Genomic DNA, 26110 nt, shown 5'->3' with positions numbered 1-26110 from the left:
GTTATGTTTTCAGGTAAATTTTATGCTCTATTTATATAACAAACATCCTAGAATTAAATTAAGAAACGCTGCAATTTTTGATAATATTAATCGAGTTACAGTTTCTTTTTATAAATATATATTCATTCATGAACCTATCAAATTTCGAAACTCATTGTATAGGATGTTTTTCAAATTTAATATTTTTGGAAGAGTATATATTGCTAATGAAGGTATTAATGCTCAAATTAGCATTCCAAAAAAGATATATCATAAAGCAATTAATATTATTACAACGTCTTTCGCCGTATTAAAAGATATAAATGTTAATTTAGCATTAGATAATAGAGAGTCTTTTTGGGTTTTGCGTATGAAAGTCAGAAAAAAAATTCTATTTGATAATTTGCCTATTGATTTTTTCGATCCCAATAATGTTGGAACATATTTATCAGCTAAAGACGTAAATAACATGTTAGAAAATAAAAATTCTGTATTAGTAGACATGCGTAATCATTATGAATATAAAATTGGTCATTTTGATAGTGCTATAAATGTTCCAGTAAATACTTTTAGAGAACAACTGTTTCATATTGTTGATTTTTTAAAACATTATAAAAATAGGGATATTATAATGTATTGTACAGGTGGAATTCGTTGCGAAAAAGCAACAGCTTGGATAAAATATAATGGGTTTAAAAATGTTTATCAAATTAAAGGAGGTATTATTAAATATGTTCGTGATGCTAGAATAGAAAACTTATTGGTTAAATTTAGAGGCAAAAATTTTGTATTTGATGAAAGAATGAGCGAAGTTGTATCGAAAGATGTTCTAAGTAAGTGTGATCAATGCGAGAATTTGTGTGATACATATGTAAATTGTTTTAATAGTCGTTGTCACAATTTATTTATTCAATGTAATTTTTGTCGTAAAAAGTTTCATAATTGTTGTTCTGAACATTGCTTTAAGACTTTATTAAAATAGTTTTGTTTCAAAACGTTTTTATTCGAAGGGCGGATATATGCTATCATGTTTTCGTAATAATATAAAAATTATTTAGTACAAAAGATACACAGTTAACATAAATTAATATTAATTTTAGTTATCAATAATTACAGAAATACATGATTAAACTGTAGAAATGTAAAATATATTTTACGTTTTTTAATAAAAATTTAACTCTTTAATAGTTTATTAAATATTTCAAATATATTGATTTTTTGAATAGTAGTATTCGTAAAAATTTTAATTTTTATTTATAAAATGGTGTTCAAGTTACCATTAAATAAATTAGCTGAAAATAGAAAGTTTTTATTTTTTAAAAATTTTAATTGTACAACATTAAATTTATTTAAAGATCTATCGAAAGATTAAACTGTATCTATACACTCATGTTTTTATTAATTTAGTTATTATTAAAATTAATATTTGTTATCTCCTTAGTTTTAATTAATTCATGAAACGTTATGTAATTTATAGTTTTTAATATCATTATTTTATTATAAACATGTTATATATTATTTAATAAAAATTTAGATATTAAAATTAACTAAGAATAATTAAAATTAAAAATATATAACTTTTATAGTTTATATGCGCAATGATAATGTTTTTAATTATTCTAGATGATTAATGATTTATTTTTTAAAAAATCTTTTTTATTAAAAAATTTTGTTTTTTTAAATAATTTTTATATATTTTTTATTTTTGAAAATAAATTTATTTTAGTAAAGTAAAACAATATAATTTTTTTTATTTTATTTTTTCGGTTGTTTAGGGAGTATAGTATTTTTATTGATAGCATATAACAGTTAATTTATTATTAATTTTTAAACATTTTAAAAAATATCAGAATCAATAGTATTAATATTAGATTCAAAAGAATATTGTTGATTTGTATTTTATAAGATTATTTAACTTATTTAAATTAATTAGTTAAATAAAAATAATAGAATTTACCATAGTAATAGTAATAGTAACAACGGAAATAGTGCAATAATATTCCAAGTATTGTTTTATTTATAATAAATATTATACATTTTTATATAGTTATTTTGATAATAGTTAAAATAACTTAAGGTAATACTATGAAAACGGTTTCTATATTTGATATATACTTAAATAAGATCAAATTAAATAGTAAAATTAATATTCAGGGCTGGGTTAGAAACAGAAGAAGGTCAAAGTTAGGTTTATTATTTATTGATCTTTATGATGGGTCGTGTTTATATACTATGCAAGTAGTAGTAAAAGATATTTTGTCAAATTATGATAGTGAAATTTCAAAGTTATCTGTCGGGTGTTCGATAAATGTTTTTGGAGTGTTAATATCATCTATTGGAACAAAACAAAAATATGAAATTCAAGCAAAAGTAGTTAAAGTTATTGGTATAATTAATAATCCTGGTAGTTATCCTATTTCATCTAAATATCATACAATGAAACATTTAAGGAATGTTCCTCATTTAAGATCTAGAACAAATTTTTTTGGTGCTGTTTCGAGAGTAAGAAATTATTTATTTAATGCATTACATGAATTTCTTTTTAAAAATGGTTATTATTGGATTCCATCTCCTATTATCACTGGATTAAATTCTGAAGGTGCAGGAGATATGTTTAAAGTTTCTATATTAGACCTTAACAATATACCTAAAAATAAAAATGGAAAGATTAATTTTAAAAAAGATTTTTTTGGAAAGGAAGCTTTTTTAACTGTATCAGGACAATTAACTCTGGAAACATATGCTTGTTCTTTATCAAAAGTTTACTCTTTTGGTCCTATATTTAGAGCTGAAAATTCGAATACTAGAAGACATTTGTCTGAATTTTGGATGTTGGAAGTAGAAACTGCGTTTTCAAATTTATGCGATATCATAAAATTTTCCGAGAATATGTTGAAGTATGCAATTGGCATCATATTGGATAAATGCGTAATTGATATTAACTTTTTTAGAGAAAATGTAGATGAAAAAATTTTTTGTCGTTTGAAAGATTTTTCTTCGAAACAATTTTTTCAAATAGAATATAAAGAAGCAATAAACATTTTAATTAAATCTAATCGTTTTGATCATAAAGTTATGTTTATTGGTATGGAATTGTCATCTGATCATGAGCGTTTTTTAGTTGAAGAATATTTTAAATTTCCATTAGTGATTACTAATTATCCAAAATCGCTAAAAGCTTTTTACATGAGAGTGAATGACGATAACAAAACAGTATCAGCTATGGATGTATTAGTACCTGGTGTAGGAGAAATAATAGGAGGTTCAGAGCGAGAAGAACGTTTAAATGTATTGGATCGAAGGTTTTTTGAATTAAATTTGAATAAAGAAGATTATTGGTGGTATAGAGATTTGCGTAAATATGGAACAATACCTCATTCTGGCTTTGGATTAGGATTTGAGCGTTTATTATCATATATATTAGGAATAAAGAATATACGAGATGTATGCCCGTTTCCTAGAACAGCTTATAAAGCTGATTTTTAGAAAAATTTATCTGCTTAGGATTTCTATTTATAAGGGTTGTATTGGTATTTAAATGTATAGAAGATTTTAATAGATAATATTTTATTAAAGTTAGATTACATAGTTTATGTTAATATTTTTATTTTATAGTTTTAAAATTATATGATTTTACGTTTACTATATTTTTACATTATTTAGATTTATATGCAGAAAAATATAGAGATATGATTTAATGTCATAAATATTTTATGTTTTTATTTATGAACTATGTAAAAAATTTATTTTAATATACTTTTGTGTGTAACATAACGTAGTATAGTTTTAATTAATGTGTTAAATGTCCAAATAATTTCCCCTGTTGTAACATCGATTAATTGTATTTCTAAAAATAACTTTTTATTACTAGGTTGATATTTAGTCGAACTAAACAATAAATAATTAGCATGAGCTTTTTTAGATATTAATAGTGCTTTATTACAGTTAACGAGTGTATCTTTTGGTGATATATTTAATTTTTTTTTTATTTTTTGTATATTTTTGTTTTGTATTATAGAAAACATTCCATGTTTTTGGTTAAATATTTTAATAAGTATATTTTTTGTTTTTATAACATTTAGATTATTATTTGTGTTATTTTGTATGTCACATATATATAGAGTTTTATTTTTTAATAACGGAAATGCAACGTTTTTTATCATATTATTTACTTGATATTTTAGGGTATGTTCTAAAATAGAGAATTCTATGTATTTTTTTAGTACAAGAATAGATTTTTTTTGAGATATATTTAATTTTTTTTGCGGTTTTATTAAAAATGTATTGTAATTGTTTTTTAGTATAAATGTTATTAAAAATATAAATAATATGTACAATTTTTTTTATTTATATACCTTGTTATAATTTTAGAAGCGATGTTTAAGATTTATTATGATTAAATTTTATTCAATTTTTTTCCTCCTAATAAGTGTAAATGTAAATGTTGTATTTCTTGTCTTCCATGTTGATTACAATTTATAATTAAACGATAACCATTTTTATCAATTTTAAATTTTTTAGCAATTTTTATAGAAATATATAACATATTTCCTAAGATATGTTTATTATTTTCATTAATTTCATTTAAAGATTTTATTAATAAATTTGGGACAACTAATATATGTATTGGAGCTATCGGATTAATATCATGGAAAGCTGTAATTTCTTTGTCTTGATAAATTATTTTAGACGGTATTATACCCTTAATTATTTTTTGGAAAATATTTTGGCACATAGTGATATTTTTTTTAATTTAATATGTAAATATATATATAATATACAAATTATAATGTAAATTGGAAATAAAGCAAAATTTTTTTAGTTTTCGTTGTTAAAGATAATATCGTTGTTATTATTGATTCGTATTTGACATATAATTATCTATTTCGGTTTTAATGTGGTCAGATTGAGTACCAAATACTATTTGAATTCCTGATCCAGAAACTATTACGCCAGAAGCACCAAGATTTTTTAATTTTTTTTGATTGACCTTTGAGATATCTAGTACAGTAATACGCAAGCGTGTAATACAAGCATCTAAATTAATAATATTAGTTTTCCCGCCTAAAATTGATATCACTAATAATGCTGTTTCTTTTATAGTTTTCTGATTAATATATGTTATGCTTTTTTCTCTTCCAGGTGTTTTTAAATTAAATTTTTTTATCATAAAATAAAAGATACCATAATAGAGTATTCCGTAAAATAATCCAACTATTGGAAACAACCAAAAATTATTACTATTTCCACTTAAAACTATAAAATCTATTAATCCATGCGAAAAACTAGTTCCAGATCGCATATTTAAAAGAATACAAATAGGAAATGCTAAACCTGCTAAAATAGCATGAATTACGTATAATATTGGAGCAACTAATATAAATGAAAACTCAATTGGTTCTGTGATACCAGTTAAAATAGCTGTTAAAGCTCCAGACATCATAATACCACCAATTTTTGCTTTATTTTTTTTATTGGCACAATGCCACATAGCTAGTGCTGCGAAAGGAAGTCCATACATTTTAAATATAAAACCACCTGATAGTTTTCCCGCAGTGGAATCACCAGCCATATATCTTGCAATATCTCCATGAAAAATTTGTCCTATAGAATTATTGTATTCTCCGATTTGCATTTGAAATGGTACATTCCATATATGGTGTAACCCGAACGGTACTAGTGCACGTTCAACTGTTCCATATATTCCAAATGCTAGAGTAGGATTTTGATATGCAGCCCATTCAGAAAACGTTTTAATAACATTTCCAATTGGTGGCCATATAATGGATAATATACAACCGAAAATTATTGAAATCAATCCAGAAGCAATTGGAACGAATCTTCGTCCTGCAAAAAATCCTAGATATTCTGGAAGTTGAATGCGATAAAACGTATTAAATATATATGCAGAAATAGAACCAGCTATAATTCCTCCTAATATTCCTGTATCTAGCAAATATTTTTGATTGACATTGATATCCGAAAGATTTGAAAAAATAGGTATAGTTATAGACAATGTTTTCGTCATAATTCCATACGATACTACTGCTGCTAAAGCTGAAACTCCATCATTTTTAGTAAATCCTAGTGCGATTCCAATTGCAAAAATTAAAGGCATGTTAGAAAATACTGATGAACCAGCTTCTGTCATGATGTTGGAAATAGTATGAGGAATTATTTTAAAATTTGCAGAACCTATACCAAGTAAAATACCAGCAATGGGAAGTACAGAAACTGGTAACATAAGTGATCTACCTATTTTTTGTAAATTTGAAAACGCATTTTTAAACATACATTAATATTCCTAAATTTATATTGTTAAATCAATTTTTTTTTATGTACCAAGTTCTGTTGAATTTATTTTTTAATTTTTAATGTTTTTTAAAATATAATATAAGAATAATATTAAATTATTAAACAAAGCATTTATATAATAAAATTAAGACATATTAGTAAAATAGGATGGTAAATTAAATAATTTTAAAAAATTTTTTGTTGTTTGAATAGCAAAACATTCAGGACTCATGTTTTTTAATTGTGCAATGTATAACATAGTATCATAGAGATATGCTGGTTGGTTTTCTATTCCTCTATATGGAACAGGAGATAAATAAGGCGAATCTGTTTCAATTAAAATTCTATCTATTGGAACAAATTTAGCCGTTTCGTGCACGATTTTAGAATTTTTAAAAGTTACAATACCAGAAAAAGAAATATAAAACCCCATATTTAGTAAAATTCTTGCTGAATGCATGTCTTCAGTAAATGAATGTAATACTCCTATGCACTGTTTAGAATTTTCTTCTTTTAAGATATTTATTGTATCATTTATTGAATTTCTAGTATGAATTAATAATGGTTTTTTTAATGTTATGGATGTTTTAATATGCTCTCGAAATAATATTTGTTGTAATTTTTTATTATCGTTATTTCGATAGTAATCTAATCCTGTTTCTCCTATAGCAACTACTTTTTCATTGTTAGAGTATTTCTTTAGTTTTAATATTTCATTTTTATTTTCGGGTATATAATGCGGGTGTATTCCGCAGGACAATAATACATTGCGATTACCTTTGATAAACTTTAAAAGATAGCAAAAATTTTCTATAGATGTTGATACTGTCAATATCACGTTAACATGTTTTTTTTTAGATTTATTTAATACATCTTGAATTCCTGTATGTATTTTGTTGTAATTTAATAGATCTAGATGACAATGTGAATCTATAAGAAACATAATATTTTCTCTACATTTTTATGGATGTTAAATTAATTAAAAATGTTTAAAATTTCTTCCCAATATAGTAATTGTTTAACAAATAATAATTCTATATTTATACCTGGGATATTTTTAATATTATTATAACAATAAATCCATGATTTATAACTATTATCTAACGATAATATTGAAAAATTTGATGCTAAAATTTGAATAATTTTTGTTTGATCAGTATTTATAATAATTGTATTTATGTCATGTTTCCATTTTATTGAATCTAAAATAATACCGCATATCCAAATAAAAATTTGATCTAAGCATTTTTTGTTGTTTAACACGTTTAGCATTTTTAAAAAATTTTTTTCTTGAAATGAAGTTAATAAAGTTTCAAAAAAATTTAATCTCTCTTGGTACAAGAAAAACAAAGAATGTTTACATTTAGAAATGAATGATATTTCATTTGAGTAAAGCATGGACATGTGTATTTTTTGATTAGTATTAATATTTTGTTCTTTTAGCCATTCAATTCTATTTTCTTTGGTAGGTCCATATAAATTATGGATTATGCATCGACTGCGTAACGTAGTAATAATTTTGTGAGGAAGATAATTTATTAACAAAAAATATGTGTTTTGGGGTGGTTCTTCAATTATTTTTAATAATGAATTAATAGCAAATTCTGTTAATTTTTTAATATTTGGAATATATACGATTTTATTTTGTCCTTGTTGTGCGCTATTAAAAATAGTATTAGTAAAGTTTCGAACTTCATTTACTCCAATTGTTTTAGAAGAATTTTTAGAAAGACATGTATTTGATCCAAAATAGTGCCAATCAGGATGGTTTTTACTGTTCATAAGTTGACAACTATGACATGTTTTACAATGATATATACTTTTATTTTTTTTTTGGCATAATAGCCATAAGCTAATATGTTTTGCTAAACAAGTAATTCCAATATTTTTATGTGACTCTAAAATTATAGAATGATGTCCTTTATTTATATAATGAGGATAAATTATTTGTTTGTAACTATGTTGTAACCAAGGATATAAATTCATAAATTTTCTGTATTTAACCAAGACAGCATTTGTTGTTTACAAGAATGTTTAACTTTATCTATCTTACGATTAGCATTTATTTTAATAATACCAGGTTTTGTTTTAATTAAATTTAAATATTTATTTCGAACATTGTTAAAAAAAAATTTAGTATTTTGTTCTATTCTATCTATTTCATTTCTATTTTTAATTCTATTTAGTCCAATTTCAGGTGTGACATCTAAATAAAAAGTTATGTTTGGATTAAAATTTTTTAAAAAAAGAGACTGTAATAATAAAACGATTTCTTCTTTAATTTTTCGTCCTGCACATTGATATGCTAGTGAAGATAAGAAATAACGATCGCTAATTACCCATACGCCCTTGTTTAAGGCAGGCTGAATAATATTTTTTATTAATTGAATTCGAGCTGCATAAAACAATAGTAATTCTGTTTCATTGACCATGTATTCATTTTTGTCTTTAGTTATTAATAATGAGCGAATTTTTTCAGCTAGTGGAGTACTTCCAGGGTCACGTACGCAAATAACATTTTTAATACCATGTTCATATAATATGTTTTTTAGGGTTTTACATATAGTAGTTTTTCCAGATCCTTCTATTCCTTCAATAACTATAAATTTACCTTTTAACATATTATTTATATCCATAGTTTTAACATTATTTGTATATTAGTTTAATAAGTTTTCTACAGTGATTAGAATCGTATTTATTTTATTTTTTTAGTGTACTAGAATTTTTATAACATTGTTTATCTATTTTAGATATTCAATGTTATGTTATTATAATATAATAAATATATATAGAGATTTTTATTTTTTTAGTTTTTATTAAAAAACGTATTTTTTTATTATATCAAATATAGATTGCACTGAAGTTAAATTTTCAGCTTCTTCGTCTGTAATTTCTATATTAAATTCTTCTTCAAAAGCCATAATTAATTCTACGATGTCTAATGAATCTGCATTAAGATCTTCAACTAACAATGATTCATTAGTAATTTTTTGCTCTATTAAACCCAATTGTTGTGCGATAATTTTTTTTATTTTTTTTTCTATGTTTTGCATGTACTTGTATTACCTGTATAATTTTTATTTTTTAGCATTTTAAAAGTATTATGATTATGGTTTATAAATAAATTATAATTTGAATAATAAATATTGTTGTTATATCATGGCATGTACATCCCGCCATTAACATGAATCACTTGTCCTGTAATATAATTAGCATCATTAGAAATTAAAAATAACGTTATTTTAGAAATTTCTTTAATTGTTCCCAATCTTTTCATCGGTATTTTTGAAAGATATTTACTTAATTGTTTTTGGCTAAGATTGTTGGTCATACCGGTTTTTATTAACCCTGGTGCAATCATATTTACAGTGATTCCTTTAGGTGCTAATTCTAATGCTAATGATTTGTGGAATCCTACTAATCCTAATTTTGCTGCGGAATAATTAGTTTGTCCACAATTTCCAATATGCGCGATTACAGATCCTATTGTTATAATTTTTCCTTGTTTGTTTTTAATCATATTTCTTATAACAGATTTAGACATATAGAATATAGAATTTAAATTAACATTTAATACAGAATTCCAATCTTGTGTTTTCATATTTATTAATAATTTATCTCGTATAATACCTGCATTATTGATTAAAATATCAACGCGTCCGAAATTTTTGTAAACAAAATCCATCGTTTTAGTAATTTCATTAGGATTAGTGATATCTAACTTTATGCCGATTCCATTATTTTTTAAATACTTATTAATAATTTTGCAACCTTTTTGAGAGGTAGATGTTCCAATTACTGTTATATTATTTGTGTTTGAAAGTTCTTCTGCAATACCTTTTCCTAACCCACGATTAGCTCCTGTTATTACAGCTATTTTTTTGGTTGTTTTCATAATAAGTTTTTATAAGATAATTTTTAATGCTTTTAGAAAGTTAGCTTGACAATTTAATGATATTGATAATGATTTTTTGATAATATTTTTGTTTAAATTAGTTAATATGCTTTTGGTACTAACTTCTAAAAAAATAAAAATGTCTTTTTTTATATATTTAATTATTGAATTCCATCTTACAGTACTATATATTTGTTTGGCTAGTGATATTCGAATAGCTTGTTCAGAATTTTGAAATTTTAAACTCGTGCTACTAATTACTGGATATATTGGAATTTTAAATGTTGTGTGTTTTAGTACATACAATAGTTTTTTTGAAGCTTTTTTCATAAGTGTACAATGCGAAGGAGGATGTATATAAAGATTAATAATGTTTTTAGCCCCTGCCTTTTTGCAATGCAAGTTAATATGTTTAACAGAATTTCGTTCTCCTGACAAAACTATTTGGTTATCAGTATTAATACAAGCAATTGAAACTTCGTGGGAATAATCATATTTTTTTAGCAATTTTCGTATAGTGCGCTCGTTTAATCCTATAATAGCTGTCATTAATCCTATTTTTTTAGACATTGCTTCCATCATAAATTTATAACGTGTAATAATCAATTGTATTGCATCAGATAATTTTAGAGATTGTGAGCATACTAGTGCAGTATATTCTCCAAGACTATGTCCTATGACTAAATTTGGATGTGTACATTGTTTATTTTTCCATAGTTCATATATAGCAATAGATGATACAAGAGTAACAAGTTGTGAATACTTGTTGTTTTTTAATTTTTTTTTTGGATCATCTTGAATTAATTTCCAAATATCATATCCAATATATTCAGAAGATTCTCTAAATATGCTTTGAACTATTTTATTTTTTGAAAAAAAAGGAGAAAGAATTTTTTTCCTGTTGATATCATTTTGTCCAGGAAATAATAACGTATATTTAAACATTATAATTCAAGGTTCCAAATTATTAGAATTGTTTCAATTATTGTTGTTTACTTTTAAATAAAAGTTTTTAAAATGATTTTTTTATATGTTTTGCCATGATATTTATGTTTTAAAGTTTAGAATGATATTTAATATATTATTTTTAAATAACAGGTATTCTAAAAGTATTTAACAAAAGTATATAAAAATTTTTAGTATTTTATTTGCATGCATAAACAGAGTATTAATAATTAACACGCTGTTTATTAAGTGCAATTTATGTTTTCAAATATAATTTTTTATTTAAATTACTTTTTTACCCTTGTAATATCCGTTTTTGGTAATATGATGACGAATATGAATTTCTCCTGATAACTTATCTTTGGAAAGTAGAGGGATTTTTAAATAATCGTGTGAACGTCTCATTCCTCTTTTGGAGCGAGTTGGTTTATTTTTTTGTACTGCCATTAGTTATGTAATCCTTATTTAAAATGTTTGTTGCATTATTATGAATAGATATTAATTAAAAATTATTATGGATAATATGATTTATTAATGTTAGTTAACAATGTTTAACTAACTAGTTATTTTAAGGAGCAATTTAAAATGATAATAATCGCAAAATATTATAAAAGCAATTTCTATTTTTTTTTAAGTCGTATTATTTATGTAATAATGTTCAAATTAAATTTAGTATATTACTTATATAAGATTTTTTAATACTGTTTTAAATACGTAATCTAAAGGAGCTGTTATTAATATATTTTTTTTACGTTTTGGATGGAAAAAATTAATACTTTCAGCGTGCAAAAGTAATCGGTTAATATTAAACTTATTTTTAATAAAATAATCTAATTTTTTTATTCCATATTTAGCATCTAGAACAATTGGATAATTTAAATGTAACAAATGGACTCTAATTTGATGAGTACGGCCAGTAATTGGAGTAATAGATATTAAAGTATTTTTAGTATATTTTTTTTTGATATTAAAATGCGTGATAGATTCTTTGCCTTTTGGATCAATTTTTACTATATTTTTATTTTTTCTTGAAGAAGTTTTAAGTAATGGTTTTGAAATTGATTTCAATATATCTGGCCATACACCATGTACTAATGCAACGTACTTCTTTTTAATTTTTTTTTCTCTTAATTGTTCATGTAAATTTCTTAAAATTGAACGTTTTTTGGCTATTATTAATACGCCTGAAGTATCACGATCTAAACGATGAACTAAATCAAGGTAACGGTTATATGGACGTAATATTCTAAGATTTTCTATCATTCCGTAATTAATACCACTACCGCTGTGAACAGACATACCTGAAGGTTTATTTAGTATTAAAAAATAATTATCTTCATATAAAATCATATTATTGAATATAATAGACAATCTTGTATTAAGTTTAATTTTTTTATTACTGTCTGATTGTATTGTAATAGGTGGAATTCTAACAGAATCACCTAATTTTAATTTGTAATTTTGGTTTATTCTTTTTTTATTTATTCTAATTTGCCCTGTTCGTATAATTTTGCAAATTAAATTGAATGGTAACCTTTTAAAGGTTTTTCGTAAAAAGTTATCTATCCTTTGTTTTTCAGAATTTTCAGTAATGTTTAAAAAATGTGTAGACGAGAATTGATTTGTCATTTAGAAATCCTGTAACACCTTTAAAAATTTTTTAAGAAATATTTTTAATTTATATGTAATTTTAGACTGTGAATAGCATTTAACAATATTATTATTTAATGTTGTTATGTAAATATATTATAATTAGTGTATATATTGATTAATATAAACAATTATCACAAATTTATAAAATATTATTTAAATATTAGTTTTTAAATATATTTTGTTCTTATTTTTGAAAAATTTGTGTACATTTTTGAAATAATTATTTCATATTTTCGTTAAATAAAAATAATATTTATATTATTCTGTCAAGTTTATTATAAAAGTAATAATTTTAATTTATAAAATATTATAAGTATGTATTTTTTATTGATAACAATTTAGAAATATTATTTTTAGCGAGAAAATTTTATAATGAGAAGAATGTTAATTAATGCAATAGAAATAAAAAAACTCCGCATTGCTCTTATTGATGGGCAGCAACTATATGATTTAAACGTAGAAAATATAGATAAAAAACAAAGGAAATCAAACATTTACAAAGGAAAAATTGTAAGGATAGAACCAAGTTTAGAAGCTGCGTTTGTTGATTACGGTGAAAAAAAGAATGGATTCTTGCCATTAAAAGAAATTTCTAGAAATTATTTTCCAAATAATTGTTCAAATTATAGACATCTTCATATTAAAAATATTTTAAAAGAAGGTCAAGAATGTATTGTTCAGATAGACAAAGAGGAACGGGGTACAAAAGGTGCTTTATTAACAACATTCATTAGTTTGGCTGGTAACTATTTAGTTTTGATGCCTAATTGTCCCCATCTTGAAGGAATTTCAAGAAAAATAGAAGGTATCGATAGATTTCATTTAAAAAAAATAATATCTATGTTAATGGTCCCTGAAAACATGGGAATAATTATTCGTACTTCTGGTGTGGGAAGATCAATTGAAACTTTACAATTAGATTTAAATTTTCGCGTGAAAAATTGGTACACAATTAAAAAATCTGCTGAAATTAATACAGCTCCTTGTTTAATTCATAAAGAAAGTAACATTGTTATTCGTACATTAAGGGATTATTTAAAAAAAGATATTCAAGAAATTATTGTTGATAATCCTGAAATATTAGAACTAGCACGAGACTATATGTTTAATATGAATTGCTCGTATTTTGAAAAAAAAATAAAATTGTATACTGGTAGTGATCCTTTGTTTAGTTATTACAAAATAGAATCTCAAATTAATGCTTTGTTACGTAGGATTGTAAAATTACCATCCGGAGGTTCTATTATAATTGATTACACAGAGGCATTAACAGCTATTGATATTAACTCTTCTCAATCGACTAAAGGTGTAAATATAGAAGAAACAGCTTTTAATACTAATTATGAAGCTGTTAGAGAAATTGCTCGTCAACTTAGATTACGTGACTTAGGAGGTTTAATTGTTATAGATTTTATAGATATGAGTGTATTAAAACATCAGAAGATGATTGAATTACATTTGCATCAAGTTCTCCAAAAAGATCGTGCACGAGTTCAAGTAGGATCTATATCACAATTTGGTTTATTAGAAATGTCTAGACAATGTTTAGGTTCGCCGCTAAAAAAAATAAATCATAATTATTTATTTGAAATGCAAAAGTGTTAGAACTACTAGAAAAAATGCATTATTTTATCTATCTTAAAATTCACTACATATAAAACATGCGGTATTACACGTAATTTTATAATATTAAATTTTTAGAAATTATTTGGTGTTTAATATATAAATAAATAGCAAATATGAGAGTTTTATTAATAAATTCCAAAATGTTTTAAAAACTATTAATATCATTAAAATAACATTATAAAAATTTCTAGTTATATTATTTTTGAATATATGCAAAAGTGATATTTAAAAAAAAAACAAAATAATTATGTGTGTAAATGTTATATTTTGGTAATAATTTAAACAAATTTTATTATATGTTGTTAAAAGTAAATATATTTTAGATATATAATTTATATTTAATGTTAAAATTATTTGTTTTTTATATTATACTTTAATGCATAGATTAAATATTTATATATATAATAATATTTTAATTTAGATCATTTATTTATAAGAATTTTTATATTAAAATTTACAAATTATAAAAAATAATTATATTTTTATAATTTTTTGATATTTAAGAAGTGATTTTATATTTTTAAAATTTAAGTTAAAAAAAATTAATAATTTGTATTCATAACTAATTTTTAAAAATATTAATTTATTGTTGTAAACGAAAACCATTAATTCTTTAGTAAGTAATATGAACAATTAATAATTTAAGCTGTTTTAGTTAAAAACTTATTATTAATGTCTGTTAGTATTTTTTAAAGTTACACTTGTTGTTATAAGTTAAATTTTTATATGTTATTAATATATATAATTATTTAATTAATATTAAACTAAATTTCCCATAACGAAATTTTTATTTAGCTATGGGAAATTATGTGTTGGCTTTTTTAAAAATAACGTTCACCTTTTTGAAAATTAACAATATAATGATTAATATTTTTATAAATAATTATAAGTTAATTAATATTATAATTTATAAGATTATTAAATATTTATAAAATAATAGTTTAAAATTGTATACATTGGTAATAGAATATTTTTTGTTAACATTTATCACAGATAGCGAAATAGTTTTGATGTTTTGATAATAGTATCAATATCATCAGTAGTATTATTTGTTTTAAAAGAGATTAATTTATTTGAAAATTTATCAAATATTTCTAAGTTTGTTAAATGTTTTTGATTCTTATATTTCTGTATTTGATTATCAATAATTTTAGCTAGTCCTATACCCTTTTTATCGTATGTCTGAGTGATAAATTGATCATACATATTTTGATATATAGATTCTGAATTGCTAGTTGTCCAAAATTCATTTTTATAACTACTTTTTTTCATGTTTGTAAACATGATGTAAAGAAATAAACTTTCTACTTGTTGTGAAATATTCGAGCTTTTATGTATGCTATGTTTTTGGTTATTCTTGTTTTGAATTAACCGATTATATTTTTTTTCACTGTTTATTTTTGTATTATTAAGGAGATATGTAAAAAAGTTAGTGCTCATGATTTATGTAATCTCTAATTTAGCATGAAAACAACCAGCATCATGCATAGATTGCAATATTGATATTAATTCTGTTGTTGTAATATCAAAAAGATTTAATGCACAAATAATAGTGTTAAGATTAGAAGTTTTTTCTAAATATTGAAAGTTATTTGTATTATAATTATTTTTATAGATTTGTTCGTCATTTAGAGTTTTATTATTATTTTTATCGCTTTTTATTATAGGATTTGGTACAAGTCGATTTATTTTTAGTTTATTAAACGCAATAGTCATTGAAATATTTTTATGAGTAATAGCACATGTGTTAATATTTATTGTTTGATTGGTAATAATATTTCCTGTTTTAGCATTAATTAATATTTTTGCATCTTGAATAGGAATTGGTATGTTTATATTTTGAATAGTTGCTAACATTTCTACTTGTTCAATATTATTGTTAGGTATGCAAACTTGAATTATTTTAGAATTTAAAGCAACAGCTGATTTAGGATACTGCATATTAATTTTTTTACTAATTTCCTGTGCTACAGTAAAATCTTCATTGTTTAATTGTAAATTTAAAGTTTCATTTTTTCCAAAATCAGTATGCATTTCTCTTTCTATTGTTGCTCCGTTGATAATCATTCCATTGTTTAAATGATTATTAACTAAAATATTTTTGAATCGTTCAACAGAGTTTTTGTCATTAATTATGATATTACCTTGTGCTACAGCATATATTTTATTATCAGTTCCCCTGAGTGGAGTCATAAGTAAGGTCCCTCCCTGTAAACTTGTGGCATCACCTACAGAAGACACTATAACATCTACTTGTTGTCCAATATGAGTAAAATTTGGGAATTTCGTAGTTACCATAACAGCAGCAATATTTTTAAATTTTGCGTTTTGCTCGTTAGGAAATGTAATCCCTAACTGAAATAGCATATTTTTTAATGCGTGAGTTGTGTAAGATATTTGATTTGTACGATCTCCTGTTCCATCAAGTCCAACAACTAATCCATACCCTATTAGTTGATTATATCGAATACCTTGGATAGTTATTAAATCTCGAATTCTATCAGCATGTGCATGAAAACTAAATAAAAAAAAACCAAACAGCATATACTTTAAGAATGACTGATTAAACATAAAATTTCCTATTAATTGAATTTTTATGACTAAGTTTTTAATGAAATTGTATAAACTGTTTTATAAAAACTTGATTAATATATTTATATTGTTCTTTTTTTGAATTATTTAGATAAAGTAAATAAACTTACAAATAAACGCTGTAACCAATTTATTTTACTACCAATATTAATAGGCCCACTACTAATATATGTAATATTTGTGTTAGCAACTTTTGTTGATAATACAGAATTATTTTTAGAAATAGTATGAGGATTTACTATACCATAAAAACAAATTTTTTCTATACCATCATTAATTGTAATATTTTTACTTCCTGATACTTCTAAATTTCCATTAGGTAATATTCTATCTACTATAACTGTAATTAATCCAACAAATGTGTTGTTTGCAGAAGAACTACCTTTACCTAAGAAATTATTTTTAATAGACGAGTTTAGTTCTATTTTATTGAGAATACCATTTGGGTCATCAAATGCTCTTGCATTACCTATATCTATATCAAAATTTGAATTTCCATTATGTATAGAATTATTAGAGACACTGTTGCTAGCGCTTGTATTTTCTTGTAGTATAATGGTAAGTATATCTCCAACATTTCTTGGTTTGTAATCTTCAAATAATGGTTCAAGGTAATTATTATTGGACTGTTTGTTATCTTGATAATTAAAATTATGAGTTTCTTTAGAAGTATGTGTTATAGGTAAATTAAAAATTTTGTGTTGTTTCTGTTTTTTATTTAGAATGATATTCTTATCAATTGAGCAACCATTTAATAATATAAAAAATAAAATTAATAAGTAATGTTTTTTATTTAAATTAAGCAACGTAATCACCATAAAATGAAAACTTAAGTAATTAAAATTATATGTTAATAACTTTTTTGAATACAATGTTTTTATTGGTAGTTATAACAATGATAATTTTTGAAGCATTTGATCTGCAGTAGTAATTACTTTACTATTTATTTCGTAGGCACGTTGTGCTTGTATCATATTAACTAATTCTTCAGCAATATTAACATTAGAAGTTTCTACGTAACTTTGATATAACAATCCTGTACCATGAGAACCAGGCGAAGAAATAGAAGGATTTCCTGATGCTTCAGTTTCTTGGTATAAATTTTCTCCTATGTTAGATAATCCTGAGTCATTAACAAAATTAGCTAAATATAATTTTCCGACTCGAATAGGTTGAGTTTGTTCTGGAATTCGAACAGTAATTATTCCATCTCGACTTACGCTCATATTATTTCCGTTTGCAGGAAAATTAATAACTGGTTGAATAAGAAATCCATTATTAGTTACTAGTTGCCCATTTGGATTAATTTGAAATGATCCATCTCTTGTATATGCAGCATTACCATCAGGTAATTGTACTTGAAAAAAACCATTTCCGTTTATTGCTACATCTTTTAATGAATTTGTTTTTGATAAATTTCCTTGACTATGTTCTCTCTCTGTAGTTATTGGTCTAACTCCAGTTCCTAATTGAAATCCTGAAGGTGATATAGTTTCTTCAGAAGATTTTGAACCAGGTTGTTGTACAGTGTGATAAATTAAATCCTCAAATATTGCTTTGGAACGTTTAAATCCATTTGTATTAACATTAGCTAAATTATTAGCAATTACGTTCATATTTATTTGTTGGGCGTCTAATCCTGTTTTTGCAATCCATAATGCAGGAATCATATTTTCTCCTTAGTATTTAGAGATAGCAGTTAATAGTTTAGATTTAAAAATCTACTTGCTGCTTGTGTGTTTTCGTTATACATAGATAAAATTTTTATTTGCATATCGAATTTTCTTGCATTAGAAATCATTTCAACCATATTTTCTTCTAAATTTACATTGCTATCTTCTAGTATTCCGGATACTAATTTTATATTAGAAACGTTTTTATGATTAGTATGGTTGAGTTTATTGTTTTTGTTTAATAAATATAACCCGTTCGTTTTGTACGTTAAGTCATTAATATCAAAATTTTTTAACTTAAATTGTGCAACTTTATGTTGTAGAACATTATTTTTTATAATATTTATGTATCCATCAGAAGAGATAACAATATTTTCATTTTTTGGTATGAAAATCTCTCCATCTTCTCCTAAAACTGGATGATTTTGGACAGTTAGTTGTCTATTAGAATTAATTTTAAAATGGCCATTTTTAGTGTATGCAATTGTTTTAGGATCTATCTTGATTACAAACCAATCATTTTTATCTATAATAGCACAATCTAAGGGTTGATTAGTACGTCTTAATGTACCTTGATTTTTGTTTTTGTACTGTTTATATAAAAAATTATCTTCTTGAGAATTTTGGTCTTTTTGTGAAGGTAGTAAAATTTTTAATTCTAATTCTGATTTAAAACCTGGTGTTGAAATATTAGTTATATTGTTTGCTATTCTTGCTTGATTTTCGAATATTTTATTAGTTGATGTTATAATTGCGTTAACTATTGATTCCATAAATATTATATTATTCCTACTATTTTGAGTTTTTAATAACATAAAAATTTTTAATTTATTAGTGTCAAAATTATATGATTAATTTGTACTTCAAAACATGTATAATTAATCAATATTAAAAATTTTTATATTTAAACAGCTATTGTTTTGATTAATAACGTTTATGTTATAAAAATTCTAAAATTACACTTTACTTGCTAATAATTTTGACATGTTTCTCTATATTTAGAATTTCATTTAAAAACATATAATTTAATGCATACTTAAAATTTAGAATACAATTCTAGTTTTTTGTGTTGATTTTATTTTTGTAAGCATATTAGAATTAATTCCATAAGTTAAATTTAATAATTAAATATTTAACGATAAAATATTTAATTATTAAATGTTTAATAATATGTAAATAAAACGATATATTCTATTTTATATAAATTATTTTAGTAATTTTAAAAATATGCTTGATTTTAATTATTAATGCATATTGTAACATTTTTGTGTTGTAGTTAATACATTAAAGTTATTATCACATCTATTATATGGTGAGGTTTTTATAAATTATTTGATTATCATCAATAACAACGTGTAGTTAATGTTTTGATGATAATTTGTTATTATTTAATGTTTTGTATAATTAATGTATATATTATTCTATATTTATTGTTGTGATCTAATTATTTTAAAAATAGATCATTATTTTAAAAATAGTAATAATTGTAATTATAAAAAACTTTTATTTTATTGTCCTATGGTTAGTGTTTTCATAATCATATTCTTAGTTGTATTTAAAATCTCCAAATTTGTTTGATAATTTTTTGATGCTGTAATAGCATTAATCGTTTCAGACATAATATCTACGTTTGATACTTTTGAATATCCATTTGAATCCGCAATAGGACTATTAGGATTATATATTGATTTTAATGAAGAAGTATCACCAGCAACTGTATGCATTTTTACTCCTCCAACATTATTTTCTGATATAGGATCAAATTGTAACATGGGTATTCTTGCAACATATGGATAAAGGGTTCCATTTTTATAAATGTAGCTATCTGAATTAGCTAAATTTTTTGCATGCACATCCATTTTTTTAGATTGAGTTTCTAAAGCTGATCCTGAAATGTTAAAAATATTAAATAAAGACATATTTTATCCTTTTAATACATTCATAATATTTTTGAATTTATTATTAATAAATACAACGTCAGCGTTATATTTTAACCCATTATGAACAAAATTTATTCTGTCAACATCAATATTTATTGCATTGTTTTTAGATACATAGCTATTATTTTTAACTGTTTGTTCATCATAATTAGATAATTCTACATTATCATTATTAGATATATGTTTGTTAGACGTAGTAGTTAAATTGTTCTTTTTTCCCTGAAGCGCATTACTGAATAATTTACCAAATGTTTTTGAAAAATTTATATCAGATGATTTGTGTCCTGGGGTGTTTGCATTAGCAATATTAGATGCTAATATTTCTTGCCGATATGCATGTAAATTTAACAATATTTTATTGATATTAAAATCATTATTAATTTTATCTAACATATTTTGACTCCAAATTTTTATATTTTAAAATTTTAATTTTAAATGGAAATTAATTTTAATAATACATGTACATTAATTATATAATAATCTATTTAAATATCAAATAAAAAAACGTTTTTAACATATTTTAAAAGATATATATTTTTATTTGATTTGTTTATTTAAATTTTTATAGTCCGTATTATTAAAGATAGTATTTCCGAAAACAAGTTATTATAGCAGTAAAAATTAATTGTACAAACAATGTATATATAAATTTTTTGAAATTTTTACTGTATTAATTTTAATTGTATTAATAATATTAATATTAATAAGTTTATAGATTAATAAATTTGTTTTTTTTTTTTTTTTTTTGAAAATAACATGTAATGTTTAAAGTTCATTTAAACATTGGTCTATAGTCATATTTGTTTATATAATATAAAATTCGTTTATTGAATTATGCATATTTGTTATTTTATTTAAATATTACTAATTAACAAAAATTTAAGAAATTTTTATAAATTTTAACGTTTATAATTTATAACATAAATTTTAAGGAATAGATTGTATTTTTAAGTATATCTAAAAATTCTAATAACTTTTTAAATTAAATATTTAAGAATAAGTTTTCAGATACTTTTTATGAAGTTTATACTATATAATAAATATATATTATCATTTTTGATTTATTAACTTTGTTAATAAAAACATTTGATAGTAATATTAATTTTAAATAGTAAGAATAAAAAATGTTTACAGCGGTATTATTTTTAAATTTCAAAAATTAATATTGAATTAGATATTAAAAATAACGTTAAAATATTTAATAATATAAAATTAGGTTTTTCATTTTTTAAAGATCAAATTTTAAACTATTATTATTTTTGATTAATTATTAGGTATTTGATGTTAATAAATTTTAGCTCCATAATAGAAATATAAAAAAGATGGTTTTTAAAAGTTAACTAAATTATTTTATGATAAAATATTTATGAATTTGTTTTTTAAAAATTATTATTTAATAATTAACAACAATTTCATAAAATTGAATTTAATTAATTTTTATAAAAAAATACGAAATTATATATTAAAGTTTAAAGATTTCATTATTTTAAATATTATAACCTTAAAAATTGTTATTAAAAATTTTGTTTTGTTTTAAAATAGCGAGTTAATTAGAATATTACTGATAAATTTATGTTTTCAAACAAAAATTTTTAGTAAAAATTGTTCTTAAACTATTATTAAATTAATTTTGTGTTTTTTAGAAAAGTGATATTGGAAATATTGTATTTTAGTTAATTTAACTTGTACAATCTAATCTAATATAAATCATATTTTAGATTTAAAAACATTTGATATAATTTATAATTGGGTTAAATAAAGCGACAATATTTGAAAAGACATTTTAGTTTATATATTTATTAATGAAGGAGTATTAATAATTAGATATTTTTCATAACATTTTTAAAAAGTATTTTTTTAAACTTAACAATCAATACTCTTTTTTGTAAATTTTAATTAACTAATTTTAAATATTAAAACAATAATTTTGCAGATTATTTATTGTATGGATATACATGATCTAAATGTTTTAAAACAAACATAATTTATTATAAGGTAGTATTGAATAAGTCGCTAAATAAATTAGTTTTTAATATATAGTTTAAAAATTATGAAAAAGGTAGTTTTTGTGAATATTTTAAAATCTTTAATATCTTTAAGTTTAATAACTTTTATATCTAGAATATTAGGTTTTATGCGTGATTTATTGATTGCTTACAGTTTTGGAGCGTCAGGTATTACAGATGCTTTTTTTTTAGCATTTAAAATACCTAATTTATTTCGTCGTATTTTCGCCGAAGGCGCATTTTCCCAGGTTTTTATTCCAATTTTATCAGAATACAAAAATAATAAAAACATTGAACTTACAAGAAATTTTATATCAAATATTTTAGGTTTGATGATAATAATTCTCAGTTTGTTTACAGCGTTTGGAATATATTTTGCAAATGATATAGTAAAAATATGTGCTCCAGGATTTATAAATTCTCATGAAAAATTGTATTTAGCTACAAAAATGTTAAAAATTATGTTTCCATATATTTTTTTTGTATCTTTAGGTTCATTGACTGGATCTATTTTAAATGCTTGGAATTATTTTTCTGTGCCAGCATATTCTTCTATTTTTTTAAATTTAAGTATGATTATGTTTATATCATTTGTAACTGCATACTTCAATCCTAAAATTTTATCTCTAGCTTGGGCTGTCATTGTAGGTGGTGTTTTTCAAATATTGTATCAATTTCCTTATCTCAAGAACATTAACATGTTAATATTTCCTAAATTTAATATTTTAAATTTAGGTGTATTGAAATTTTTAAAACAAATAGGAATAGTAGCATTAGGAATGTCTGTAAACCAAGTTTCAATAATAATTGCAACAATTAGTTCATCTTTTTTGATATCTGGATCTATATCTTGGATTTATTATTCAGATAGATTAGTAGAATTTATTTCTGGAATTTTTGGTGTATCATTGAGTACAATTCTTTTACCTCTATTATCTAAAAGTGTAAACAATATTAATATTAAAGAATATTCTAGATTGTTAAATTGGGCACTTAGATTAGTATGTATATTAGTTATTCCTAGTATTATAATTTTGTTTACATTATCTGAATCTCTAATTACTTTATTGTTTAAATATGGAGCGTTTACTTACAATGATGTAATCATGACTAAAAATGTTATTGAATTTTATTCAATTGGTTTACTCCCGTTTGTTTTAATAAAAATTTTACTAGCTGGATTTTATTCAATTAGAAATGTTAAGACTCCAATGAAGATTTCTATTTTTATTTTAGTTTTAACACAGCTGATGAATATATTTTTTATAAAATATTTTCAATATACTAGTTTTGCTTTAGCTATTAGTTTAGCATCTTGGATAAATTTTTTTTTGCTTTATCGAAAATTATGTCAAAGCGAGTTTTTTATTCCCTCTACAAATTGGTTAAGATTTTTATTAAAGATTTTTGCTGCAGCAATGGTTATGTTAATTCTATTATTTATAAACAAAAACTTAATACTTAGTGCTAATACACATTCCATTTTTTTTAAAATTTTGCGTCTATTTTATATTTGCGCAAGTTCTGGAGGTGGATATTTATTTACTTTGTTTTGTTTAGGACTGCGTTTTAATCATTTTTATTTAAAATCTTATAAATATTAACAAAGTATTACAAAAATATTTGTTTTTATAATGTAATTATTATTTCAAGTAATATTTTTGGAGGAAGAGGGATTCGAACTCTCGGATGATTTCTCATCGGCGGTTTTCAAGACCGCTGCTTTAAACCACTCAGCCATTCCTCCGAATGTATTTCTATATATTTTAATTTTATAAAAATAGAAGCATGAAAAATATTATTATATAACTATCTCAAAAAATTTAAAAGAAATTATTTTTTTTTTATTTTAAATTTTTATTTATTATAATAAAATTTTTCATTAAAAATAATTTATTACAATTAAATTTTAATACTTGTAATTATGTACTAACATTGATATCATTTAGTTTTTATGGCGCGTTGACAGATTGGTTATGTAGCGGATTGCAAATCCGCCTAGCCCGGTTCAATTCCGGGATGCGCCTTTTTAAAAATATAAACTATTAAAATTAATATGCCCGGATGGTGAAATCGGTAAACACAAGGGATTTAAAATCCCTCGGCCTTATGGCTTTGCGGGTTCAAGTCCCGCTCCGGGTAAATATGTTTCTAAAAAAAATCAGAAAAAATATATTTAAATTTTTATTTAGTTTTCTATATTTTTATACAACAACACGACTTGTGTAGTTATGTCATGATATTTTTAAATTATTTGTCAATTTCTTTAAACTCGATCTTTATAATTAGCTTGATAAACCTTATAATGAGAACTGGTTTTTAGAATAGTGTATTTTTTAAAATATAATGTAAAACTTTTATGGCAAGGAACATTTTTCAAAGTAACAATTCTAATTTCTCCCTTATTTGATAAATATTTAACTGAATTTTTTATTATGTTGTCTATGATACTAAAATTTAATTTATTTTCTACATGTAGAGGAGGATTAGATATAATTAGATCAAAATTTTGATAATGTACATTTGAATAAATGTTACTGGGAAATATTTCCCCACAAACATTATTTGATGTTAATGTTAATTTACTTGATTCTAAGGCAGCTATATTAGAATCAATTAATGTCAGTTTTATTTCAGGAAATATTGTTGCTAAGTATGTAGATAGTACTCCTGAACCACATCCTATATCTAATACTGTTTTCCATCTCAAATTTTTAGTGCATGTAGACATCAACAATTTTGTTCCATGGTCAATATTATTATAGCTAAAAACTCCAGGAATAGTTTTTACAACAATATTATTCCATTTGTTAAATTTTATAAAATTTTCGTATAAGAATATAGGTTTTAAAACAATAATTCCAGAATATAATATGCAATGGTTAGATGAATCGATTTTAGTAATAATGATCCATTTTTTTAATAAATTTTGTATGCATTTTATACCACTGCGGTTACTCCCTAAAAAAAATATTTTTTGAGTTTTACTTAATAATGATATGATATAATTAATTTGGAATAATGCTTCTAGTTTACTATTTGGCCAGATATATATTATTACATCAGAATTTTGTATTATTTTTTTATTTACTAATACATCAAATATTATTGCAAACATACTATTTTTTTGGTTGTTTTTGAAATTATTAAAACATTGAGTATGCATTTTTACTTTTAATTTAGGTCTGTTCGGCATATAAAAATTAATTGTATTACCTGTTATAAGAACATTTTTAGTAGATGACATGATTACGTTATCAATGTTTTTTAAAAAAATTTTATTTATTCTATTTATTTTCAAGATATTAGTTTTAAAAATATTTACACTTATATCTATTATAAATTAAAAATACAAATAAATTATAATTTATTTATATAAATAATTTTTTTCATAATTATATATTTAAAATAACAAAACATAAAATTTTGTAAAAAATTTATAGATAATGTTTATGTTAGATTAATAAATTTAGACTATATATAACGTTAACGTTTTATAATTTTTTT

Annotated in this window: 22 protein-coding genes, 3 tRNA genes and 1 pseudogene; 6 read left to right on the top strand and 20 right to left on the bottom strand. The window is 22.7% G+C overall.

What is annotated here, in order from left to right:
• Positions 1-22 precede the first annotated feature (22 nt).
• Together BBP_RS01650 and asnS are read left to right on the top strand one after the other, a co-directional pair.
• Positions 23-961, top strand: coding sequence for a rhodanese-related sulfurtransferase (locus BBP_RS01650; RefSeq protein WP_011091452.1), 939 nt, complete (start codon positions 23-25; stop codon positions 959-961).
• 1103 nt (positions 962-2064) lie between these two features.
• Positions 2065-3465, top strand: a complete 1401-nt coding sequence (asnS, locus tag BBP_RS01645) for an asparagine--tRNA ligase (RefSeq protein ID WP_011091451.1) — start codon at positions 2065-2067, stop codon at positions 3463-3465.
• A 257-nt stretch (positions 3466-3722) separates the two neighbouring features.
• Here asnS and BBP_RS01640 read toward each other — a convergent pair whose 3' ends face one another.
• The 11 genes from BBP_RS01640 to BBP_RS01590 form a co-directional block, all read right to left on the bottom strand.
• Positions 3723-4142 (bottom strand): hypothetical protein, encoded by a 420-nt coding sequence (locus BBP_RS01640; protein WP_148140861.1) that lies wholly within the window; start codon positions 4140-4142, stop codon positions 3723-3725.
• A 233-nt stretch (positions 4143-4375) separates the two neighbouring features.
• Positions 4376-4714: a histidine triad nucleotide-binding protein gene (locus tag BBP_RS01635; RefSeq protein ID WP_011091450.1), complete on the bottom strand. Its 339-nt coding sequence runs from the start codon at positions 4712-4714 to the stop codon at positions 4376-4378.
• A 117-nt stretch (positions 4715-4831) separates the two neighbouring features.
• Complete coding sequence (gene ptsG, locus BBP_RS01630) at positions 4832-6271, bottom strand: PTS glucose transporter subunit IIBC (protein WP_011091449.1); 1440 nt, start codon at positions 6269-6271, stop codon at positions 4832-4834.
• 147 nt (positions 6272-6418) lie between these two features.
• Positions 6419-7216 carry a TatD family hydrolase gene (locus BBP_RS01625; RefSeq protein ID WP_011091448.1) on the bottom strand — a complete coding sequence of 266 codons (798 nt, stop codon included), beginning with the start codon at positions 7214-7216 and terminating at the stop codon, positions 6419-6421.
• 32 nt (positions 7217-7248) lie between these two features.
• A complete protein-coding gene (locus tag BBP_RS01620) occupies positions 7249-8259 on the bottom strand; it encodes a DNA polymerase III subunit delta' C-terminal domain-containing protein (RefSeq protein ID WP_011091447.1) in 1011 nt (336 codons plus the stop codon).
• A complete protein-coding gene (gene tmk / locus BBP_RS01615) occupies positions 8256-8894 on the bottom strand; it encodes a dTMP kinase (protein ID WP_148140860.1) in 639 nt (212 codons plus the stop codon). The genes BBP_RS01620 and tmk overlap by 4 nt, the downstream gene beginning before the upstream one ends.
• 195 nt (positions 8895-9089) lie before the next feature.
• A complete protein-coding gene (gene acpP / locus BBP_RS01610; protein ID WP_011091445.1) occupies positions 9090-9326 on the bottom strand; it encodes an acyl carrier protein in 237 nt (78 codons plus the stop codon).
• 104 nt (positions 9327-9430) lie between these two features.
• Entirely contained in the window at positions 9431-10168 is a 738-nt protein-coding gene (locus BBP_RS01605) for a beta-ketoacyl-ACP reductase (protein ID WP_011091444.1), read from the bottom strand.
• Positions 10169-10177: 9 nt separating this feature from the next.
• Positions 10178-11113 carry an ACP S-malonyltransferase gene (locus tag BBP_RS01600; RefSeq protein ID WP_011091443.1) on the bottom strand — a complete coding sequence of 312 codons (936 nt, stop codon included), beginning with the start codon at positions 11111-11113 and terminating at the stop codon, positions 10178-10180.
• Between the two features lie 282 nt (positions 11114-11395).
• Positions 11396-11560, bottom strand: coding sequence for a 50S ribosomal protein L32 (rpmF, locus tag BBP_RS01595; protein WP_011091442.1), 165 nt, complete (start codon positions 11558-11560; stop codon positions 11396-11398).
• A 234-nt stretch (positions 11561-11794) separates the two neighbouring features.
• Positions 11795-12742: an RluA family pseudouridine synthase gene (locus BBP_RS01590; protein ID WP_011091441.1), complete on the bottom strand. Its 948-nt coding sequence runs from the start codon at positions 12740-12742 to the stop codon at positions 11795-11797.
• Between the two features lie 396 nt (positions 12743-13138).
• On the opposite strand from BBP_RS01590, the pseudogene BBP_RS01585 reads away from it, so the two are divergent.
• Positions 13139-14405: pseudogene (locus BBP_RS01585) on the top strand (Rne/Rng family ribonuclease); the annotation flags it as partial.
• 974 nt (positions 14406-15379) lie between these two features.
• On the opposite strand, the gene BBP_RS01580 reads toward BBP_RS01585, so the two are convergent.
• The 7 genes from BBP_RS01580 to flgB all read right to left on the bottom strand — a co-directional run bounded on the left by BBP_RS01580 (position 15380) and on the right by flgB (position 20990).
• Positions 15380-15832, bottom strand: coding sequence for a rod-binding protein (locus BBP_RS01580; protein ID WP_011091439.1), 453 nt, complete (start codon positions 15830-15832; stop codon positions 15380-15382).
• A gap of 3 nt (positions 15833-15835) precedes the next feature.
• Positions 15836-16963 carry a flagellar basal body P-ring protein FlgI gene (locus BBP_RS01575; RefSeq protein WP_011091438.1) on the bottom strand — a complete coding sequence of 376 codons (1128 nt, stop codon included), beginning with the start codon at positions 16961-16963 and terminating at the stop codon, positions 15836-15838.
• A gap of 104 nt (positions 16964-17067) precedes the next feature.
• Positions 17068-17802, bottom strand: coding sequence for a flagellar basal body L-ring protein FlgH (locus tag BBP_RS01570; protein ID WP_011091437.1), 735 nt, complete (start codon positions 17800-17802; stop codon positions 17068-17070).
• Between the two features lie 69 nt (positions 17803-17871).
• Positions 17872-18654: a flagellar basal-body rod protein FlgG gene (flgG, locus tag BBP_RS01565; RefSeq protein ID WP_011091436.1), complete on the bottom strand. Its 783-nt coding sequence runs from the start codon at positions 18652-18654 to the stop codon at positions 17872-17874.
• A gap of 29 nt (positions 18655-18683) precedes the next feature.
• Positions 18684-19430, bottom strand: coding sequence for a flagellar basal-body rod protein FlgF (gene flgF, locus BBP_RS01560; RefSeq protein WP_011091435.1), 747 nt, complete (start codon positions 19428-19430; stop codon positions 18684-18686).
• 735 nt (positions 19431-20165) lie between these two features.
• Entirely contained in the window at positions 20166-20576 is a 411-nt protein-coding gene (flgC, locus tag BBP_RS01555; RefSeq protein ID WP_011091434.1) for a flagellar basal body rod protein FlgC, read from the bottom strand.
• A gap of 3 nt (positions 20577-20579) precedes the next feature.
• Positions 20580-20990: a flagellar basal body rod protein FlgB gene (gene flgB, locus BBP_RS01550; protein ID WP_011091433.1), complete on the bottom strand. Its 411-nt coding sequence runs from the start codon at positions 20988-20990 to the stop codon at positions 20580-20582.
• 1675 nt (positions 20991-22665) lie between these two features.
• Here flgB and murJ point away from each other — a divergent pair.
• Positions 22666-24207 (top strand): murein biosynthesis integral membrane protein MurJ, encoded by a 1542-nt coding sequence (gene murJ, locus BBP_RS01545; protein ID WP_011091432.1) that lies wholly within the window; start codon positions 22666-22668, stop codon positions 24205-24207.
• 58 nt (positions 24208-24265) lie between these two features.
• On the opposite strand, the gene BBP_RS01540 is transcribed toward murJ, so the two are convergent.
• Positions 24266-24350, bottom strand: a tRNA-Ser gene (locus BBP_RS01540).
• A 209-nt stretch (positions 24351-24559) separates the two neighbouring features.
• On the opposite strand from BBP_RS01540, the gene BBP_RS02885 reads away from it, so the two are divergent.
• Together BBP_RS02885 and BBP_RS01535 are read left to right on the top strand one after the other, a co-directional pair.
• Positions 24560-24630: transfer RNA gene (locus BBP_RS02885), tRNA-Cys, on the top strand.
• A gap of 31 nt (positions 24631-24661) precedes the next feature.
• Positions 24662-24745 (top strand) — tRNA-Leu (locus tag BBP_RS01535).
• Between the two features lie 124 nt (positions 24746-24869).
• On the opposite strand, the gene BBP_RS01530 is transcribed toward BBP_RS01535, so the two are convergent.
• Positions 24870-25850, bottom strand: coding sequence for a methyltransferase (locus BBP_RS01530; RefSeq protein ID WP_011091431.1), 981 nt, complete (start codon positions 25848-25850; stop codon positions 24870-24872).
• Positions 25851-26110 lie beyond the last annotated feature (260 nt).

This window comes from Buchnera aphidicola str. Bp (Baizongia pistaciae), assembly GCF_000007725.1.
GTDB classification, from domain to species: Bacteria; Pseudomonadota; Gammaproteobacteria; order Enterobacterales; family Enterobacteriaceae; genus Buchnera_B; species Buchnera_B aphidicola_H.
Note: the sequence above shows the minus strand (reverse complement) of the source record. Positions and strands in the feature narration are given on the sequence as shown.

What these genes read in the sequence shown, in the direction of transcription:
- BBP_RS01580 (WP_011091439.1), bottom strand. Translation starts at nt 15,832, where the DNA reads ATGAGCACTAACTTTTTTACATATCTCCTTAATAATACAAAAATAAAC.
- acpP (WP_011091445.1), bottom strand. Translation starts at nt 9,326, where the DNA reads ATGCAAAACATAGAAAAAAAAATAAAAAAAATTATCGCACAACAATTG.
- BBP_RS01620 (WP_011091447.1), bottom strand. Translation starts at nt 8,259, where the DNA reads ATGAATTTATATCCTTGGTTACAACATAGTTACAAACAAATAATTTAT.
- flgB (WP_011091433.1), bottom strand. Translation starts at nt 20,990, where the DNA reads ATGTTAGATAAAATTAATAATGATTTTAATATCAATAAAATATTGTTA.
- flgG (WP_011091436.1), bottom strand. Translation starts at nt 18,654, where the DNA reads ATGATTCCTGCATTATGGATTGCAAAAACAGGATTAGACGCCCAACAA.
- flgF (WP_011091435.1), bottom strand. Translation starts at nt 19,430, where the DNA reads ATGGAATCAATAGTTAACGCAATTATAACATCAACTAATAAAATATTC.
- rpmF (WP_011091442.1), bottom strand. Translation starts at nt 11,560, where the DNA reads ATGGCAGTACAAAAAAATAAACCAACTCGCTCCAAAAGAGGAATGAGA.
- BBP_RS01575 (WP_011091438.1), bottom strand. Translation starts at nt 16,963, where the DNA reads ATGTTTAATCAGTCATTCTTAAAGTATATGCTGTTTGGTTTTTTTTTA.
- BBP_RS01530 (WP_011091431.1), bottom strand. Translation starts at nt 25,850, where the DNA reads ATGTCATCTACTAAAAATGTTCTTATAACAGGTAATACAATTAATTTT.
- BBP_RS01640 (WP_148140861.1), bottom strand. Translation starts at nt 4,142, where the DNA reads ATGATAAAAAACGTTGCATTTCCGTTATTAAAAAATAAAACTCTATAT.
- BBP_RS01650 (WP_011091452.1), top strand. Translation starts at nt 23, where the DNA reads ATGCTCTATTTATATAACAAACATCCTAGAATTAAATTAAGAAACGCT.
- BBP_RS01600 (WP_011091443.1), bottom strand. Translation starts at nt 11,113, where the DNA reads ATGTTTAAATATACGTTATTATTTCCTGGACAAAATGATATCAACAGG.
- BBP_RS01590 (WP_011091441.1), bottom strand. Translation starts at nt 12,742, where the DNA reads ATGACAAATCAATTCTCGTCTACACATTTTTTAAACATTACTGAAAAT.
- BBP_RS01570 (WP_011091437.1), bottom strand. Translation starts at nt 17,802, where the DNA reads ATGGTGATTACGTTGCTTAATTTAAATAAAAAACATTACTTATTAATT.
- BBP_RS01625 (WP_011091448.1), bottom strand. Translation starts at nt 7,216, where the DNA reads ATGTTTCTTATAGATTCACATTGTCATCTAGATCTATTAAATTACAAC.
- flgC (WP_011091434.1), bottom strand. Translation starts at nt 20,576, where the DNA reads ATGTCTTTATTTAATATTTTTAACATTTCAGGATCAGCTTTAGAAACT.
- tmk (WP_148140860.1), bottom strand. Translation starts at nt 8,894, where the DNA reads ATGTTAAAAGGTAAATTTATAGTTATTGAAGGAATAGAAGGATCTGGA.
- asnS (WP_011091451.1), top strand. Translation starts at nt 2,065, where the DNA reads ATGAAAACGGTTTCTATATTTGATATATACTTAAATAAGATCAAATTA.
- ptsG (WP_011091449.1), bottom strand. Translation starts at nt 6,271, where the DNA reads ATGTTTAAAAATGCGTTTTCAAATTTACAAAAAATAGGTAGATCACTT.
- BBP_RS01635 (WP_011091450.1), bottom strand. Translation starts at nt 4,714, where the DNA reads ATGTGCCAAAATATTTTCCAAAAAATAATTAAGGGTATAATACCGTCT.
- BBP_RS01605 (WP_011091444.1), bottom strand. Translation starts at nt 10,168, where the DNA reads ATGAAAACAACCAAAAAAATAGCTGTAATAACAGGAGCTAATCGTGGG.